This is a genomic window from Kitasatospora saccharophila, assembly GCF_039529925.1.
Taxonomy (GTDB): Bacteria; Actinomycetota; Actinomycetes; order Streptomycetales; family Streptomycetaceae; genus Kitasatospora; species Kitasatospora saccharophila.
Genome location: NZ_BAAANS010000016.1, coordinates 110,770 through 127,412 on the forward strand (window position 1 = coordinate 110,770; position 16,643 = coordinate 127,412).

14 protein-coding genes are annotated in these 16,643 nt (G+C 75.6%); 8 read left to right on the forward strand and 6 right to left on the reverse strand.

The genetic code is table 11. The features are described 5' to 3' along the window. Positions 1-98 precede the first annotated feature (98 nt). On the reverse strand, positions 99-1,451 hold the full coding sequence (locus ABD345_RS14295; RefSeq protein WP_344552414.1) for a histidine-type phosphatase: 1,353 nt from the start codon (positions 1,449-1,451) through the stop codon (positions 99-101). Between the two features lie 189 nt (positions 1,452-1,640). Then, entirely contained in the window at positions 1,641-2,768 is a 1,128-nt protein-coding gene (locus ABD345_RS40290) for a glycoside hydrolase domain-containing protein (protein ID WP_380271642.1), read from the reverse strand. A 220-nt stretch (positions 2,769-2,988) separates the two neighbouring features. Here ABD345_RS40290 and ABD345_RS14305 point away from each other — a divergent pair, with 220 nt between their 5' ends. Both ABD345_RS14305 and ABD345_RS14310 read left to right on the forward strand, forming a co-directional pair. Then, entirely contained in the window at positions 2,989-3,432 is a 444-nt protein-coding gene (locus tag ABD345_RS14305; RefSeq protein ID WP_344552415.1) for a BlaI/MecI/CopY family transcriptional regulator, read from the forward strand. Positions 3,433-3,435: 3 nt separating this feature from the next. After that, positions 3,436-4,368: a M56 family metallopeptidase gene (locus tag ABD345_RS14310; protein ID WP_344552416.1), complete on the forward strand. Its 933-nt coding sequence runs from the start codon at positions 3,436-3,438 to the stop codon at positions 4,366-4,368. 58 nt (positions 4,369-4,426) lie between these two features. Here ABD345_RS14310 and ABD345_RS14315 read toward each other — a convergent pair whose 3' ends face one another. Together ABD345_RS14315 and ABD345_RS14320 are read right to left on the reverse strand one after the other, a co-directional pair. Continuing rightward, complete coding sequence (locus ABD345_RS14315; RefSeq protein ID WP_344552418.1) at positions 4,427-6,010, reverse strand: LCP family protein; 1,584 nt, start codon at positions 6,008-6,010, stop codon at positions 4,427-4,429. After that, a complete protein-coding gene (locus ABD345_RS14320) occupies positions 6,003-6,686 on the reverse strand; it encodes a DUF6542 domain-containing protein (RefSeq protein WP_344552419.1) in 684 nt (227 codons plus the stop codon). Before ABD345_RS14320 ends, ABD345_RS14315 begins: the two co-directional genes overlap by 8 nt. A gap of 280 nt (positions 6,687-6,966) precedes the next feature. On the opposite strand from ABD345_RS14320, the gene ABD345_RS14325 reads away from it, so the two are divergent. From ABD345_RS14325 to ABD345_RS14345, 5 genes are all read left to right on the forward strand, one after another. After that, a complete protein-coding gene (locus ABD345_RS14325) occupies positions 6,967-7,647 on the forward strand; it encodes a lytic transglycosylase domain-containing protein (protein WP_344552420.1) in 681 nt (226 codons plus the stop codon). 108 nt (positions 7,648-7,755) lie between these two features. Then, positions 7,756-8,091, forward strand: coding sequence for a trypco2 family protein (locus tag ABD345_RS14330; RefSeq protein ID WP_344552421.1), 336 nt, complete (start codon positions 7,756-7,758; stop codon positions 8,089-8,091). A 34-nt stretch (positions 8,092-8,125) separates the two neighbouring features. Beyond that, a complete protein-coding gene (locus ABD345_RS14335; protein WP_344552422.1) occupies positions 8,126-12,874 on the forward strand; it encodes a P-loop NTPase in 4,749 nt (1,582 codons plus the stop codon). A gap of 80 nt (positions 12,875-12,954) precedes the next feature. Continuing rightward, entirely contained in the window at positions 12,955-13,533 is a 579-nt protein-coding gene (locus ABD345_RS14340; RefSeq protein ID WP_344552423.1) for an EF-hand domain-containing protein, read from the forward strand. Positions 13,534-13,580: 47 nt separating this feature from the next. After that, the gene (locus ABD345_RS14345; RefSeq protein ID WP_344552424.1) at positions 13,581-14,006 is read left to right on the forward strand and encodes a Clp protease N-terminal domain-containing protein; all 426 of its coding nucleotides are present in this window, start codon (positions 13,581-13,583) and stop codon (positions 14,004-14,006) included. Positions 14,007-14,169: 163 nt separating this feature from the next. Here ABD345_RS14345 and ABD345_RS14350 read toward each other — a convergent pair whose 3' ends face one another. Next, complete coding sequence (locus ABD345_RS14350; RefSeq protein ID WP_344552425.1) at positions 14,170-14,565, reverse strand: hypothetical protein; 396 nt, start codon at positions 14,563-14,565, stop codon at positions 14,170-14,172. Between the two features lie 101 nt (positions 14,566-14,666). Between ABD345_RS14350 and ABD345_RS14355 the strand changes: the two genes are divergently transcribed. Then, positions 14,667-15,410, forward strand: coding sequence for a VIT1/CCC1 transporter family protein (locus ABD345_RS14355; protein ID WP_344552426.1), 744 nt, complete (start codon positions 14,667-14,669; stop codon positions 15,408-15,410). Positions 15,411-15,510: 100 nt separating this feature from the next. Here ABD345_RS14355 and ABD345_RS14360 read toward each other — a convergent pair whose 3' ends face one another. Further along, positions 15,511-16,608, reverse strand: a complete 1,098-nt coding sequence (locus ABD345_RS14360) for a baeRF3 domain-containing protein (protein ID WP_344552428.1) — start codon at positions 16,606-16,608, stop codon at positions 15,511-15,513. Between the last annotated feature and the right edge of the window lie 35 nt (positions 16,609-16,643).

Here is a 16,643-nt window from a genome sequence, read left to right on the forward strand (position 1 = left end):
ACCTGCCGGTCCTGCCGACGGGCACCAGCCGGTTCCACCTTACGCGCACCGAACGGCCGTCCCCGTGGGCCGCCCCGGCCCCCGTTCCGGTGGCGGGGTCAGCTCCGGCCGAAGCAGCGCTCCAGTTCGTCCAGGTCGTAGAAGGAGGAGCCCTTGGCGATCGGGTGGCAGGCGTCCTTGAAGGCGGTCTCCTTCTCGTTGTAGAACATCCGCACCAGGTAGCCGGGCCTGCCCGCGGCGTCGGCGGCGGTCCGGTACAGGTCCCACTGGAGGTTGGCGGCCATCGGCGCCACCTCGGCGCCGCGCCACGGGTTGTCGGCGTAGCTGTAGGGGTGCGCCGGGTCGGCCTGCCGGGTGCTGCCGGGCAGGCCGAGCAGGGCGGCCAGCGGCTCGATCTCCTCGGCGTGGGTGAAGCGCAGCACGGCGCCGGCGCTGCTGGTGCCGGCGGCCTTGTGCTCGACCTGGGCGAACAGGTCGTCGAGCAGGACGCCCGCCATCTCGTAGGTGATGGTGCGCCCGGTGAAGCCGGGGCCCTTCTGGTAGAACTCCTCGGCGTCGTCGAGGTAGCCGAACCACTGGGCGTCGGGGGGCGTCAGGAACCGGTCCAGGTCGGTGCCGCGGGCTTCGACGGACAGGTCGGGCGCGGCGCTGTAGAGCGCGTACAGCGAGCGGGCGAAGGCGGTCTGCCGCTCGGCGGTGAGGGTGGCGGCGAAGGCGGCGGTGAACAGGCGCCCGACGGTGTGCCGGGCGGCCTCGGCGGTGCGCGGGTCGGCGTCGACGGCGGCGAGGGCGGCGGCGAGCTGCGGGTCGTTCGCGACGTACGCCTGGTAGGCGGCGTTCTGCGGCTGCTTGTGGAAGTAGAGCAGGTTCTTGTCGGTGATCGGGGCCCCGACGGAGCCGGCCAGGGCGGGTTCGCCCTCGACCAGTCCGGCGGTGAAGGCGTCGGCGCTGGCGGTGGCCCGGGCGACGCCGGAGGTCTCGACCACGATCGGGGCGCCCTGGGCGGCGATGGCGTCGAACAGGCCGGGCAGCCGCTGTTCCATCCGCAGGGCGGTCCGCCGCTGCTCGTCGGCGCCCCGGGCGGACAGGTTGCCGTAGCCGATCGAGGCGCCGGCGTCGAGCAGCGCCCGTACCTGCGGGGCGAGTTGGGCGCCGAGGCCGGTCAGGCCGCCGGCCTGCTCGGCCTGGTCGAGCAGGGCGAGCACGGCGTCGCCGTCCTCGCTGTCGCTCATCGCGCGCGATCCGTGCCGGGCGACGTTCTCGGTGAACACCGGCACGTAGCCGGCGGGGACGGGCTGGTAGCGGCGGAGGTCCTGCTGCGGGGCGTACGGGGTCTTGGTGCCGTAGGAGTCGGCCCGGGCGGCGCCCTGGGCGGCGGCGGTGCCGGCGGTCGCGAGGGTGGCGGCCAGGGCGGTGGCCAGGGCTGCGGCGAGGGCAGCGGTGCGCTTCACGGTGGGGAGCCTCTCGGGGAGGTCGGCCGGGTCCGTCCCGGTCGACCGCCGCACCCTGCCAGCCGGGTCCGAACCGCCGCCCACGCCCGGCCGTTCGCCCGGTGTCCCCCGGGTGAACGGACGGAACCGGCGGTCGGCGGGCGGGCTCGGGGCGGGCGGGCTCGGGGCGGGCGGCGGGCCCCGCCGGGCTCAGCCGACGATCGCGACCGGGGCGTCCCAGGCGTTGCGGTCGACGGTGACGGTGGCGCCGCCGTACGTCTCCTTCTGGTTGACCTGGTACTGGTGGGCGCGGCGGTGCCCGCTCCACAGGCCCGCGGCGAAGGGGAAGCTGCCGGTGGTGTCGGCGGCGCCGTCGTACTTGGCGTACCACATGGCGTCGGGCAGGTCGGGGGTGTTCTCCCCGGCGGCCTTGGCGATGCCCGCGGCGCTGGAGGAGGAGAAGCCGTAGAACCCGGCCCAGTAGCCGGAGCCGTGCACGGCCCGGTTCCAGGACCGGACGTAGGCGAGGACGGCGTCGGCGCAGGAGGTGTCGGCGGTGTTGTACGCCTCGACGTCGAGGTAGAGGGTGCTGCCGGGGCGCATGCCGAGGGCGGCGGCCTTGGCGACGGCGTCGTTGCCGTCGGTGGTGCCGAGCGGGACGGCGGTGTCGGCGGTGAGCTTCTCGGGGCTGTTGCCGGTCTGGCACGGGGGCTGGGCGCCGACGTACAGCGGGACGAGCTTCCAGCCGCTGCTGCTGACGGACTTGACCCAGCCGGCGGTGAGTTGGGGCTGGGCGCAGCCGCGGTTCTTGCCGCCGATGTAGACGGCGGCGGCGCCGTAGGGGCTGGCGCCCCGCCAGGCGTTCATGGTGGCGAGGGCGGGTGCGGTGCAGGTGTCGAAGGCCAGGCCGGTGAAGGTCGCGGGCGCGGTGCCGGGCTTGGCGACGGGCGCGGCGGGCGGGGTGGCGGCGCCCTTGGCCGCCGGGCTCGACCCGGCGGCGGAGGCGGACGCGGTGGCCGGTGCCGGGGCGGAGGCGCTGCCGGAGGCGGAGGCCGACGCGGAGGCGGACGCGGACGCGGACCCGGACGCCGAGGCGGACGCGGAGGCGCTGGGCGAGGCGGAGGCTCCGGTGCTCTCGCCGGGCGCGGGTTCGGGCGTGGCGGTGGCGCCGTCGGCGGTGGCGGCGGGTGCGGCGGAGGCGGGGTGGTCGTCCCCGCCGCCGGCGGCGAGGGCGGCGGCGCCGGCGCCGATCACCAGGACGGCGGCGGCGGAGAGCAGGACGGCGCGGCGGCCCTGGGGACGGCGTCCGGACGATTCGCGGGCGCGGCGGTGCGACACGTGCTCTCCACGGGGCGGTATCTGATCTTGCGGATGGTTCGGCACACCCTAACGGGTGAAGGAGCGGCACACCGCCGCCGTCGAACGGCTGCTGGTCGCCGCCTCCCCGCCGGGGGGCGGGGAGGCCCGCGACCAGCGGGGAGGTCCGGGGGCAGGGCCTAGGATGAGGGTCGAACTGTCCGAGTCGGGCGCGGGGCGGCCGTGCCGGAGGGAGTCTCCCATGGAGTTGGCGGGTGTCGACCCGGGGCACGGCGAGGGCGGCGAGGGCGGGCGTCCCCGGCGGCGCGGGCAGGGCGAGTTGGCGACCGAGGTGCTGTCGGTGCTGCACCGGGCGCCGGGGCCGGTGACGGCGTCCTGGGTGCAGGAGCAGTTGGGCGGCGAGTTGGCGTACACCACGGTGATGACGATCCTGTCGCGGCTGCTGGCGAAGCAGGCGGTGGTGCGCAGCCGGGCGGGCCGGGCGTACGTGTGGTCGGCGGCGGCGGACGCGGCGGGGCTGACGGCCCGCCGGATGCGGCGGCTGCTGGACACCGAGCCGGACCGGGACGCGGTGCTGGCCTCGTTCGTGACGGCGCTGACGCCGGAGGACGAGCAGGTGCTGCGGGCGCTGCTGAACGCGGCGGAGCCCTCCCCCGGTGCCGGGGGCCGGAACGACGGGCGCTGAGCGATGGGCTTCTTCGTCTTCCTCCCGCTGGTGCTGCCGTTGACCTCGCTGCCGATCGCGCGGCTGGCCGAGCACCACCTGCATCCGCGCAACGCGGTGCGGCTGCTGTCCTGGATCGGCGTGACGATGGCGGTGTGCAGCACGCTGGCGCTGGGTCTGCTGTTCGTGGTGGGCACCGCGCAGATCCCGGGCAACCCGCTGCCGGACAGCTGGTCGGACCCGGAGATCCGGACGGCGGTGCCGTTCCACGAGGCGGTGGGCACGACGGCGGTGGTGGGTCTGGTGACGGTGCTGACGGCGTGTTCGCGTTCGCTGCGCCGGCACCTGCGGATCCGGGCCCGGGCGCAGCGGGTGCTGGCGCCGATGCCGCTGGATTCGGACCTGGCGGTGCTGCCGGACCCGGAGCCGTACGCGTACGCGGTGCCGGGCGTGCCGGGGCGGGTGGTGGTGTCGACGGCGATGATGGACAGCCTGGACGCGGACGAGCAGCGGGCGCTGCTGGCGCACGAGCGTTCGCACCTGGCGAACCGGCACCACCGCTTCCTGTTGGCGGCGCAGTTGGCGAGTTGCGTGAACCCGTTCCTGCGGCCGCTGCAGAAGGCGGTGGGGTACGCGACGGAGCGCTGGGCGGACGAGGAGGCGGCGGGTTCGGTGGGCGACCGGCGGTTGACGGCGCGGGCGGTGGCCCGGGCGGCGCTGGTGACCCGGGGCAGTGGTCCGGCCCCGTCCTTCGCCGCGTTCGCGTCGCCGGGTCCGGTGCCGCGCCGGGTGACGGCGCTGCTGAGTCCGGCGCTGGGCGAGTCCTGGCCGCCGCCGGCTTCTCCGGCGGGGCTGGCCGCGATGGTGGCGGCGGCGGGGACGGCGGTCTCGGCGGTCTCGGCGCTGAACGCGGCGGTCGCGCTGCTGCTGTTGGTGAAGGCCGCCACGCCCTGGTAGCGGGCGGGGCCCGGCGGCGGGGACGGGAGCCGGTGCGGAGGACGGTCGCGGGCCCGGCTCAGTCGACGCAGGGGACGCCGCCGGCCTTCACCGGCGGGCCCTGCATCTGCAGGGTGGCGGTGGGGGCGGGCTGGCCGGTGCCGCCGTCGGCGCCGGGGGTGGCGGTGACGGGGGTGTAGCCGGTGCCGAGCAGGACCTGGACGTGGCCGGGGGCGATCGCGGTGGAGGCGGTGGCGGTGGCCCCGTAGCGGGCGGCGATCTGCCGGGCGGCGTCCTGGGCGCCGGTGCCGTACTTGACGGTGGTGGCCTTGGGGTGGGTGTCGGCGGTGCCGGTCTTCCCGGCCCGGTAGCCGAGGGCGGTCAGGGCCTTGGACTCGTCCCCGGCGGCGCCGGTCACCGACGAGCCGTTGAGCACGTCGACGGTGGCGTCGGCGGCGGGCGCCTCGCTGGGGCTGGGGCTGGGTCCGGTCGTACCGGCGGGGGCCGGGTCGGCGTCGAGCGGCTGGCCGAACAGCTGCTTGACGATCCGGCGGAGCTTGACCGGGTCGACCTGGTTGACCTCCTGGCCGCCGATGGTGGCGAACTTGTCGATCGGCAGGGTGTTGAACTCGACGTTGCCGCCGGTCAGGTTGGGCGCCTGCTGGGCGAAGTCGAGGATCTGCCACTGGTCGTCTATCACCACGTCCTTCTTGACCACGTTCAGCAGGTCCTGCATCTTGCCGAGGTCGCCGATCACGCCCTGCTGCTTGAGCTTGTACTCGACGGAGGCGATGAACGCCTGCTGCCGGTGGGTGCGGTCGAGGTCGCCGTTGGTGAGGTTGTGCCGCTGCCGGACGAAGGACAGCGCGTCGGCGGCGTTCAACTGGCTGACGCCGGCCGGGAGTTTCAGTCCGGTGCCGCCGCCGGGCTTGATCACGTTGCCCTTGCTGTCGGTGACCCGGGAGACGATCGGGTCGTCGACGGCCTTGTTGAGGCAGACCGGGATCGGTTCGAGCGCCTTGGCGATGTCGTAGAAGCCGATCAGGTTGACCTCGGCGAAGTGGTCGATCGGGACGTCGAGGAGCTTCTGCACGGTCTGGATGGTGGCGGAGCGCCCGGCCTCGCGGCTCTGCTGCTCCAGTTCGGCGCCCTTGAGGCCCTTGGCCCGGAGCTTCTCCTCGGCGGCGTCCTTGGCGTAGCCGTACGCCTCCTTGACCTTGTGCATCTTGCCCTCGGTGCCGTCCGCGTTGTACGTCTGCACCCAGTCGTCGCGCGGGACGGACACCGCCTGGGCCTTCCCGCTGGGCGGGATGTGCAGCAGGATCAGCGAGTTGGTGTTGTACCCGCCGATCTCGCTGGAGCCCGCGTGCAGTTCGTCCTGGACGAACTCCTTGGGGAGGTCGTTGCCGTCCATGTCCTTCCGGCTGTCCAGGCCGATCAGCAGGATGTTGACGGAGGAGTCGAGGTGCGGGGGCGCGTTCTTCTTGGCCTGGTCGAGGGCGTGCGAGCGGTTGACGCCGTTGAGCTGCTCGGTGGTGTACCAGGCGAAGCCGCTGATGCCCAGGACGGTCAGCGAGAGGCCGCAGGCGAGGGCGCGTCCGGCGATCACCCCGGGGGCGGGGCGGCGGCGGACGACCCGGCGCGGGGTGCGGCGTTCAGTCACGGCGGGACCTCCGGGCGCGGAGTTTGCGCAGGCCGACGGCCAGCAGGGCGGCGGCGAGGGCGGCGAGCATCCACGGGAACTGGGCGCTGACCAGCTTGAGGCCCTCGGTGCCCAGTCCGGCGCCGTGGTACTCGTCGCCGCGGGCCAGGTAGTCGGCGCCGCAGGCGGTGGCCAGGGTCACCACGGGCGCGCCGCTGACCACCCACCACCAGCCGGCCCGGCTGCTCACCAGGGCGGCCAGGACCGCTCCCAGGACGGCGCACCCGGCGTACACCGGGCCGAGGCCGGGGGTGAGCAGTTCGTCGGCGAGCGCGCCGAGCACCGGCAGTCCGAGTGCGGGCAGGACGGCGGGCATCCGGTTCGACTCCGGGCCGCGGGCGGCCTCCCGGGCGGCTCCGCCGCGGGCGGCCCGCCGGGCCGGTCGGCCGTCGGGGCCGCCGTCGGGGCCGGGGGTGCGCCGCTCGTCCCGGTGCGGGCCGCGCTGTGCGGGGACGGGGTGGCCGGGCCGGGCGCTCCCGGTGCCGCCCCCGGCCCGCCCGTCCGGCCGGGGGCCCTGGGCGTCTCGCCGGTTCCGTGCGTCCGTCCGGTCCTGCTCGTCCTGCTCGTCCCGCTCGTTCCGCTCGTCCCGCCACAGCGGCGCGTCGTCGCGCGCGCCCGCGGTCCTTCTCCCCGTCATCGACACCTCTCGTCCACTGCCGCGCCGTGCCTGCGGCGTCCGACCGTTCCGGGCTGTCAGACGCCGGGCGGGCGCCTCCCGGTTCCTCTACATAGCTGTAGAGGTTCGGGCGAAGCATACAAATCCGCTCCGGGTACGTAAGCTCGCCCCCAGGTGCCGCCCGGCACCGGGCGACATCTGGCAGAACGCGACAGCCCGGCGCCAGGACACGGCCACCGGTCGCCCGGTGGCACGGAATCCGCGGCGGCACGCACGATCCGACGGACGGAAGGAGCCACCGGTGGCGGAACGCGGCGCGAAGTGGCCGTGGCTGGTCCTGGCCCTGGCCGTCCTGGGGATCTGGGCCTACGAGCGCGGCGGCGACCCCGCCCCGCCGCCCGCCGCCGCCCCGGCCGCGAGCTCCGCCACCACCGCCGGCCCGGGCTCCTCCCCCGCCGGTTCGCCCTCGCCCGCCGCCACCGGGCAGCTGGGCGACTACTCGCCGCCGCGCTTCGCCGCCCAGGTGGAGCAGTACGCGGCCGAGGCCGGGGTGAACCCGCAACTGGTGATGGCGATCCTGTTCAACGAGGCGTACAAGCCGCACGGCCCGGACGTCGAGCGCGCCTGGCAGAAGATGAAGCCCGACGCCTCGTTCGGCGTGGCCAACATGCACCGCGCCGCCTACGACGAGACCCGCCGGAACCGCCCCTTCGCCGACCGCCCCTGGGAGGACCTGCCCGACGACCCGGGACTCGCCGTCCGCGCCGCCGCCTGGCACCTGCACGACCTGGGCGCCCAACTGCCGGCCCACCCCGCCACCTCGCTGTCCCGCGACGAGCTGATGGCGCTGGGCTACAACACCGGCGCGGGCAACATGCTCGCCTTCGCCCGCGGCACCAAGCCCGGCCCCGAGGCCGGCGCCTACCTCACCAAGCTGCACGACAACTGGTCCAAGTCCGCGGACGCGCTGGCCGCCCACTGAGCCCCCGGGCGTTTCGAAATCGGAATGACCTACTTCACGGGTCCGCCCGGCCGGCCCCGCGCGCTCCCCCTAGGGTGACCATCGAGCCGTCAACTCGACCAGGGGAGAATGACGTTGGACATCGAACTGGCGGACGCCGTGGCCGCCGTGCGGAACGAACTGCTGAAGGCCCAGCGACTCGGGACCGGGCAGGAACTGCTCTTCGAGGTCGGTCCGATCGAGATGACGTTCGAGGTCGAGCTCCGGGCGGACGCGAAGGCCGGCGGGAAGTTCAAGGTCTGGGCGCTGTCCGCGGAGGCCGGGGGAAGCGTTTCGCGCGGGAGGACCCACCGGATCTCCTTCACCCTGACGCCCCGGCAGGCCGGCCGGGCGGACTTCCTGATCTCCAGCGAGGGCGGCGGCACGCGCCCGCCGGAGGACCTCGACGGCTACTACGAGGGCTGAGACGCGACCGGGGCGGTGGAGCGCGGGGGGAAGCGTGCTGAAGGACCGAGTGGTGATCGTCTACCGGCTGGGCACCCGGGGCTCCGGCTACCTGGTCGGCCCCGGGCTGGTACTGACTTCCGCACACGTCGTGGGCACCGCGGCGACGGTGTCGCTGCGCCGCCCCGGCACCGGCCGGGACTTCCGGGCGACCGTGGTGTGGCGGGGAAGCCCGGGCGGGCGCGACGACGCCGCACTGCTGCACGTCGACGACGACGGGTGGACCCCGCCGGCCTCGGCGGGCGTCCGCTGGGGCGAGTTCGTCACCCTGCGGACGGGGCAGCGGTGCGAGGTGATGGGCGTTCCCGAGGTGGCCCAGTACACGGGCTCCCCGGACGGCCGATCGCCCGGGGAGCCCAAGGGCTTCGTGGAGACCTCCCAGCTGACGGGGTCGGTCAATCCAGGTGACTCCTCCGTCGGCAACCGCTACGTGCTCGACAACGCCAAGTTCCCTTCGGGCTGGACGGGCAGGGAGCTGCCCTGGGCCGGCCTCTCCGGGGCCGCGCTGCTGTCGAACGGCCTGTTGATCGGCGTGGTCGCGAGCGAGGCCGCTTTCTACGAGCACTCCGCGATCGAAGCCGTACCGGCCTACTACCTCTTCCGTGCGACGAAGGACGACGCGTTCCGCGCGGCCCTGGAGAAGTACGGGGCCGACTCGCTACGGCTGGAACCCGTGGAGTTCGTCCCGCTGACCGACCCCGAGTCCACCGATCCGAACCGGTCCGGTAACTCTCCGGCCGCGCTGCTGCGCCCGGAGCGGGAGGTGGTCCCCTTCCACGGCCGCGGGGAGCTCCTGGAGGACCTGGTCGACTGGTGCGCGCAGCCCGGGGTGGCCGTGCTGCTGGTACACGGGCCCGGCGGCCAGGGCAAGACCCGGCTGGTGCGCGAACTGGCTGAACGGCTGATCACCGACCCCGCGCACGGCCGGTGGACCGCGGTGTGGGCGGCGTCCGGGGCGCCCGGGGAGGACGGCCCGGACCTGGCTCCCCTGGCCGAGACCCACCACCGGGTCCTGGTGGTGCTCGACTACGCGGAGCAGCGGATCGGCCAGTTGGCGAAGCTGATCGAGTCGGCCCCCGGCCGTGACCTCCCGTTCAAGGTCGTACTGATCGCCCGGACGGATGGCGAGTGGCGCGACCGGGCCAAGGAGCGCGGCGAGGCAGTGGCGGAGGCGCTGGGGCGGGTCGCCCGGGTCGTGCTGCCCGCGCTGGTGGCGGACGCCGGGGAGCGGCCGGCGCTGTACCGGTGGGCCGCGGACGCCTTCGCCGGGCAGTTGCGCCTACTGCCCGGCCGCGCGCACGTCGACTGGGCCGCGGCGGCAGCCGCGCTGCCGCCGCGCGACCTGGGGGACGCCCGCTACGCCAACCCGCTGACCCTGCACATGACCGTGCTGGCCGACTTGCTGGACGCGGGCAGTCCGCTGCCGACGGCTCCGCGGCCCTCCCGCAGCGGGCTGCTGGAGGTTCCCGCCGAAAACCCCGACGACGCGGAGACGCGTCTGCTCCTGCACGAGGAGCGGCACTGGAACGGGATCCTGGCGGGCAACGGGGTCGGCCCGACCGGCCCGGAGGCGGAGGCGTTCCGGGACGCGCTCGCCGCCACGGCCCTGCTGGACCCCGGCGACCACGCCCGGGCGGACGCCGTGCTGCGGCGCGTTCGGGGGCTCTCGGACGACGCCCGGCGCGGGACCGTGGAGAAGTGCCTCACCGACGCCTACCCTCCCGCCGGGGCGGCGACCGGCCCGTGGGGGGCCGTCCAGCCCGACCGGATCGCCGAGCGCTTCGCCGGGCAGCGGGTGCTGGGACGGCCCTACCTGCTCCCCGCGCTGAGTGCCGACCTGGCGCCCGGCGACGCCGAACGGCTGCTGACCGTACTGACCCGGGCCGCCCAGCACCGCCCGCTGCGCGCCGAACTCGCCCCGCGGGTAACCGAGTTGTGCACTGCCTCACCCGACGTCCTGGCCCTGCCCGCGATCGCCGCCGCCACCCACGTCGAGGAGGCGGCACCGCTGACCGACGCCCTGCTGCAACTGCTCGACTCCCCGTACTCCGACCCCGAGCGGCTCGCCTCCTGGGTCGAGGCGCTGCCCGACTCCTCGTACAACCTCGCCCCCTGGGCCGTGCGCCTGCTCGAACGGACCTTGCAGGTGCCCGGCGGGAACGACATCGACACTCCCGAAGAACTCCTGGCCCGCACCCGGACGCAGCGCGAGCTGTCCAAGCGGTACTCCGAGATCGGGGACCACCTCCGGGCCCTGTCGACGGCAGGGGAGGCTGTCGAGACGCTGACCGCCGCAACGGCCCGGCACGATCCCGGGACACCGCACGGGATCGCCCTGCGGAGATCGCTGGCGGACTGCCTCAACAACCAGGCGGCCTTCCAGACCCAACTGGGGCTGTGGGGCCAGGCCCTCGCCTCAGCCGACCTCGCCGTCCAGGGCTTCGAACTGCTCGAACGGCAGGGCGAACTGGACCGGCCCGAACACCTGCTGACCGCGCTGGGCACCCGCGCCACCGCCCGCGGCAACCTCGGCGGCCTCGCCCGCGCACTGGCGGACTGGACGACAGTGGTCGAGTGTCGGCGCCGGCGGGCGGCGGACGCCTCCGAGGCGGCCGTGGCCGACCTGGCCCTCGCCCTGAACAACCTCGCCCTGATCCAGCGCGGCTGGGGCCGGGGCGAGGAGTGCCTGCGCAGCAGCCGGGAGGCCCTCGCGCTGCTGCGCCCGCTGGCCCGGCAGCGGCCGGACGCCCACCGGCCCCTGCTGACGAAGCTGCTCGGCACCCTGGCGAACTGCCTCGGCGACACCGGCCACCCGGCCGAGGCGCTGGAGGTGTCCCGGGAGGTGGTCGCCCTGCGGCGCCGACTCGCCGAGGGCCGGCCGGCCGCCTACCGGGGCGAGCTGGCCCAGGGCCTCAACTCGCTTTCCATCGGCCTGAGTCGGGCCGGTTTCGGCCGCGAGGCCCTCGCCACTTCCCAGGAGGCCGTCGGGCACTACCAGGAGCTGGCGGAGGAACAGCCCGGGGCGTACCGCGAGCCCCTGGCGATGACCCTCAACACCTGGTCCAACGAACTCAGCGACGCGGGAGCGGCGGAGCAGGCGATCGAGGCGGCGGAGCGGGCTGTCGTCCTCTACGCGGAGCTGCACCGGGCCCACCCCGAGGCGTTCGCCGCCGACCACGCGATGGCCCTGAACACCCTGGCCCTGCGGCTCGGCGACGTCGGCCGGGGTGCGGAGGGGCTCGCCCTGCTGGAACAGGCCGTCCTGCTGTACCGGTCCGTCCCCGAGCCCCGGCCGGCCGGTGTCCAGGCGGACTTCGCGCGCTGCTTGAACAACATCGCGTCGGTGCACCGCGACGCCGGCCGCGACACCGAGGCGCTGCTGGTGGCCGAGCAGGGCGTGGCGGCGAGCAGGATACTCGCCGAGGCGCAGCCCGACTCGTTCAATCCGCTGTTCGCCCGACTGGTCACCACCCAGGCCCTGTGCCTGCACCGGTTAGGCCGCTTGGAGGAGGCGGCGGACGCCGCCGGGGCCGCGGTCGCGGCCGCCGCCCCGACCGCGGCCCTACCGGAGTCGGCCGCCCTGCTGGGCGTCCTCGCCGCAGTCCTGGGCCTGGCCCGTCGGCACGAGGCCGCGCATGCGGCACTGCGGCTGGTGGTGGACACACGGCGCGCGCTGGAGCGGATCGACCCCGAGCGCCACCGTGACAGGCTGCTGGAGTCCCTCGACCTGTTCCGCAGTCAGCTCGCCTCTGCGGGCAAGCACGCCGAAGCCCTCGAAGTCACCACCGAAGCGGTGGGGTTGCGCCGCCTCCAGCTGGAGCGGCAGCCGACCGACGAGCACCGGGCCCGCCTCGCCTCCGCCCTGTCCGGCACCGGCGACCTGCTGACCCAGCTGGGTCGCCGTCCGGAGGCCGCCGACCACGTGGCGGAGGCGGTCGCGCTGTGGGAGGCCCTGCCGCCCGCCGAGCGGGACGCCCGGATGCCCGCCCCGGCCCTCAGCGCGCTCTCGCACGCCAACGCGCTGTGGGCGGCCGGGGAGTCCGCCCGCGCCCTGGCGCTGTTCCGCGAAGTCGCCGAGTCGTTCGAGCGGATGCCCGCGGCGCATCCGGCTCGCTCTGCCGGGACGGCCCTGTCGCTGGGCCTGCTCGGCTCGCTGTCGGTCGAGGTGGACGGGGCGGAGGCGGCGCTGGCGCACCTGGACCGGGCCGTCGCCGCCGCCCTGGCGATCGAGGGCCTGGGAGTGGAGGCGTACGAGGGCATCGTCGCGGACACCTTCGGCTCCCGGGCCCAGGTGCGCACGGAGTGCGAACCGCCCCACCCGGGAGCGGTCGCGGACGCCGAACGGGCCGTGCGGATCTACCGGGGCCTGCCGGCGGCGGAGGCGGCCGCGCGTGCCGCCCAGGCGGTCAACGCGCTGGCCGCGCTCGGGGTCGCCCGGGCCCAGCGCGGGCCGGCCGAGCAGGCGCTCGCCGACACGGCGGAGGCGCTGGCCGCCGCCCGGCGGCTCGACCCCCCGGAGAGCGACAATCACCGGATCGCCCTCGTGACGGCCCTGCTCGCCCGGGCCCGGAGCGGGCTGCTGACCGGCCGCGGGCGGGTGGAGGCCGTCGCCTGCGCCGGGGAGGCCGTCGTCCGGCTGGAGTCGCTGGCGGAGACGGCCCCCGCGCTCTTCGCGTACGCGCTGCGCCGGGCGCACGCGCTGCGCGCGGAGGTGGAGGACGCCGACCGGTGGCCCGCCGGATGACGGGGCCGCCCCTGCGGCGGGCGGGCCGGGGCGGCGGATAGGATGACGCTCCGTCAGTTATCGCCCACCGGAGGGTAATCGTGTCCGACGACCTGCTCATCGCGAAGATCAGTCACGGCTTCGACCACCTGGACGCCGACGGGGACGGGCGGCTCACCGAGCAGGACCACGTCCTGATGGGGCAGTCGGTGGCGAAGTCGCTGGGGCACCCGGCCGGGTCGGCGCAGGAGGAGCGGATCGTCGGGGCGTACGTGGCGATCTGGCGGGAGCTGCACCTGCCGCACCTGCCGGCCGGGGCGGAGGCGATGGACCGGGCGGAGTTCCTGGCGTCCACCGCCTCGCTGGCCGACGACCCGGCGGCCGCGGCGGCCACGCTCGGGGCGCTGGCCCGGGCCTTCCTCGCGGTGGCGGACGCGGACGGCAACGGCCTGGTCGACGCGGACGAGTTCTTCGCCTTCCAGCGCGGCCACTTCCCGCAGCTGCGCCGCAGTGACGCGGACACGGCGTTCGCGCACCTGGACCGGGACGGCGACGGCACGCTGTCCGCCGGGGAGTTCGAGAGCGCGATCATCGAGTACTGGACCAGCCGCGACCCCGCCGCCCCGGGCAACTGGTGGACCGGCAGCCCGCAGGGCGACCCGGCCCCGACCACGCTCTGACCTGGTCCGGTTGACCGGGCGGCCGCGCCCGGGGGAGCCTGACCGGCATGACGGAACGCACTCCCCAACTGACCGACGACGCTGAGGCGTTGGACGACCTGCTGGACGCGGCATGCGCCCTGGCGGTGGCCCGGGGCCACAACGAGGTCACCACCGGGCACCTGCTGCTGGCCCTGCCCGAACCGCTGCCCGGCGTCACGCCCGGCGCCCTGGCGGCGGCGGTCGAGCAGGCCCTGGTGTCGTACGCCTGGCCGCGCTTCCCCGTTCCGGCGGGCGAGTTCCCCCCGTTCTCCCGGTACGCGGGCGAGGTCCGTCGGCGGCTGGCCGACGACGGACCGGGCCCGCTGGCGGCGCGCCTGCCGCTGGCCGTCCTGGACTGCGAGCCGGTCGGCCCCGGCCGCCTGGCGCTGCACGCGCTGGGCCTGACGACGCGGCGGGCGCAGCGCGAGCTGCTCGGCGCGGCGGCCGGCTGAGCGCCGGCGGCGAGGCCGTCCGGCCGCCTGCTCCTGCTGCCTGCCGCCCGGGAACCGGGCCCGGGTGAGGGGTGACGGGCGAGCCGGGTCCGACGGCGGGGGCGGTCGGACCGCGAACCACCCGGCACGGCCGGGGCCGTCCGGCCGGTGCGCCGCCCGCACGTCAGCGCGGCGGCCGACCCGCCTTCGGCACCCGTCCCGCGCCGCGCCGCAGCTCGGTGAGGTCCGCGACGTCCCGGGTGATCAGGGCGCGGGCGACGGGCAGGCCGGTGCCAGCCGAGGCGGTCAGGCGCTCGCGGACCTCGCGCGGGGTGCGCGGGCGCCAGCCGGGCCCGTCGCAGCAGCCGGACGCGAACCGGACGCCGGACTGCAGCAGCGCGGTGAGCGCCCGCCAGGCGGCGGTGTCGGAGCGGCGCGGGACGTGCAGGTCCTGCCCGGCGTCGATCAGCGGGCCGCGGCAGCGCGGGCAGGTCTCCGCCCGCCGCCCGTGCCGCTTGTAGGACGCCCGGCAGGGCGGGCACACGTGGTGCCGGCTGCCCGTCCCTCCTCGGAAGCACATGCCCGCCATCCTGACGCACCGTCACCACCTGCGGCAACGCGTTTTCCGGCGGACCGCCCGGGGTGCGGGGTGGATCGGTGTCGGGCGGGCAGACTGGCGGCATGACCGCTTCCCGCACCCAGGGCCCCGGCCCCGTTCCGCCGCCGGACCACGACGAGGCGCACGGGGGTGCGCTGGGCGGGCGGTTGAACTGGCTGCGGGCGGCGGTGCTGGGGGCGAACGACGGCGTGGTGTCGACGGCCGGCCTGGTGGTGGGTGTGGCGGGGGCGAACGCCTCGTCGACCGAGTTGCTGACGGCGGGTCTGGCGGGGCTGCTGGCGGGTTCGCTGTCGATGGCGGCGGGCGAGTACGTGTCGGTGAGCACCCAGCGGGACGCGGAGCAGGCGGCGCTGGCGCTGGAGCGGCGGGAGCTGCGGTTGACGCCGGAGGCGGAGCTGGCCGAGCTGGCGGGCCTGTACGAGGCGAAGGGGCTGGATCCGGAGCTGGCCCGGCAGGTGGCGGTGCAGCTGACCGCGCACGATGCGCTGGCGGCCCACGCGGAGACCGAACTGGGCATCGATCCGGACGAGTTGACGAATCCGTGGCACGCGGCGTGGGCGTCCTTCGCGGCGTTCACGGTGGGTGCGCTGCTGCCGCTGCTGGCGATCGTGCTGCCGCCGCAGTCGGTGCGGGTGTGGGTGACGGTGCTGGCGGTGCTGGCGGCGCTGGTGGTGACGGGCTGGGCGAGTGCCCGGCTGGGCGGGGCGGACCCGCGCCGGGCGGTGCTGCGCAACGTGCTGGGCGGCGGGGTCGCGATGGGCGTGACGTACGCGGTGGGGGTGCTGCTGGGGGCCTCGACGGGCTGAGCCGGACGCCCGCAGCCGCCGGGGGCCCGCACCGGAACGCGTCCGGTGCGGGCCCCCGGCGGCTGCGGGTGGTGCGGGTGGGCCGGTGGTGCGGGTGGGCTCAGTAGCGCAGGTCGGCGGCGATCCGGCCGGCGTCGGAGAGGGTGCCGTCGGGGACGAAGCTGACGGTGGCTCCGGTGTCGAGGGCGCGTTCGATGACCTCGTCGACGACGTCCTCGCGGGCGCCGCTCTGGCCCTCCTCGGCGGGGACGAGGTGGTCGCCGTCGTCGCGGGCGGTGGTGCGGAAGTTCTCCTCGACCACCAGCAGGGCGATCCGGCCCTCGGCGGCGGTCTGCCAGACCTCGTCGATCCCGGCGGCGAAGGCCGTCCGGCCGCGGGCCTTGTCGAGGCGGGCGAGGGCGTCGGTGATCTCCTGGTCGGCGTGCGCGCGCAGGGCGGGTTCGACCACCTTGAGGGCGGCTTCGGCGGTGCCCTGGGCCAGGCCGCCGTACGGGATCTGGGAGGTGGTGGCCTTGGTGATCGGGCCCGCGGCGTCCAGCAGGGCGAGCGCGGGGGCGTCGCCGACCACGTACAGCGGGCGGGGGTCGGCGGCGATCAGCTTGGCGATCCCGTTGTCGGCCTGCCGCAGGAAGGTCTTGGTCTCCTCGTCCCGGAAGGTGCTGGGGGTGTCGCCGATGCGTTCCTGGCGTTCGGGGTCGGGGTTGTCGTACACCCGGACCAGCGGGAAGCCGTGGGTCTTCGCCTCGGTGAGGCGCTCCTTGTCGCCGCCCCACAGGACCACCCGGTCGGCGGCGACCGCGAGCACCCAGTAGGGGCGTTCGGCGATCTGCGAGGCGACCAGGTTGCGGGTCAGGAAGGTGTCGGACAGGACCACCCGGGCGGGGGCGGTGCGGCCGAGCGACCAGACCTGGTGCTCGCCGGGCGCCACCAGGATCGCCAGGCCGTCCTCGGCGTGCACCAGGTCGACCTCGGCGAGCGCCTTGTCCAGCTGCTCCAGGACGTCGATCCGGTCGGCGCGGGAGACCTCGGGGTCGGCCTGGACCTTCTCCTTCGCCTCCGCCACCAGGTTGCGCAGGCGGACCGGGTCCTGCGCGTTGTCCGGCTCGCGGCGGTGCGTGGGCATCAGGATGGACACCGCGGGGTAGGGGCGGGGCCGGCGCAGTTCGGCGAGGGCGGCGGGGGTGAGGGCGGGGTGCATGGAGACCCTTTCCGAAGGCGTTCGGCCTTCTGTCT

Excerpts from the sequence above, each read along its gene's own strand:
- ABD345_RS14305 (WP_344552415.1), top strand. The coding sequence starts at position 2,989 with ATGGAGTTGGCGGGTGTCGACCCGGGGCACGGCGAGGGCGGCGAGGGC.
- ABD345_RS14310 (WP_344552416.1), top strand. The coding sequence starts at position 3,436 with ATGGGCTTCTTCGTCTTCCTCCCGCTGGTGCTGCCGTTGACCTCGCTG.
- ABD345_RS14320 (WP_344552419.1), bottom strand. The coding sequence starts at position 6,686 with ATGACGGGGAGAAGGACCGCGGGCGCGCGCGACGACGCGCCGCTGTGG.
- ABD345_RS14330 (WP_344552421.1), top strand. The coding sequence starts at position 7,756 with ATGACGTTGGACATCGAACTGGCGGACGCCGTGGCCGCCGTGCGGAAC.
- ABD345_RS14345 (WP_344552424.1), top strand. The coding sequence starts at position 13,581 with ATGACGGAACGCACTCCCCAACTGACCGACGACGCTGAGGCGTTGGAC.
- ABD345_RS14350 (WP_344552425.1), bottom strand. The coding sequence starts at position 14,565 with ATGTGCTTCCGAGGAGGGACGGGCAGCCGGCACCACGTGTGCCCGCCC.
- ABD345_RS14355 (WP_344552426.1), top strand. The coding sequence starts at position 14,667 with ATGACCGCTTCCCGCACCCAGGGCCCCGGCCCCGTTCCGCCGCCGGAC.
- ABD345_RS14360 (WP_344552428.1), bottom strand. The coding sequence starts at position 16,608 with ATGCACCCCGCCCTCACCCCCGCCGCCCTCGCCGAACTGCGCCGGCCC.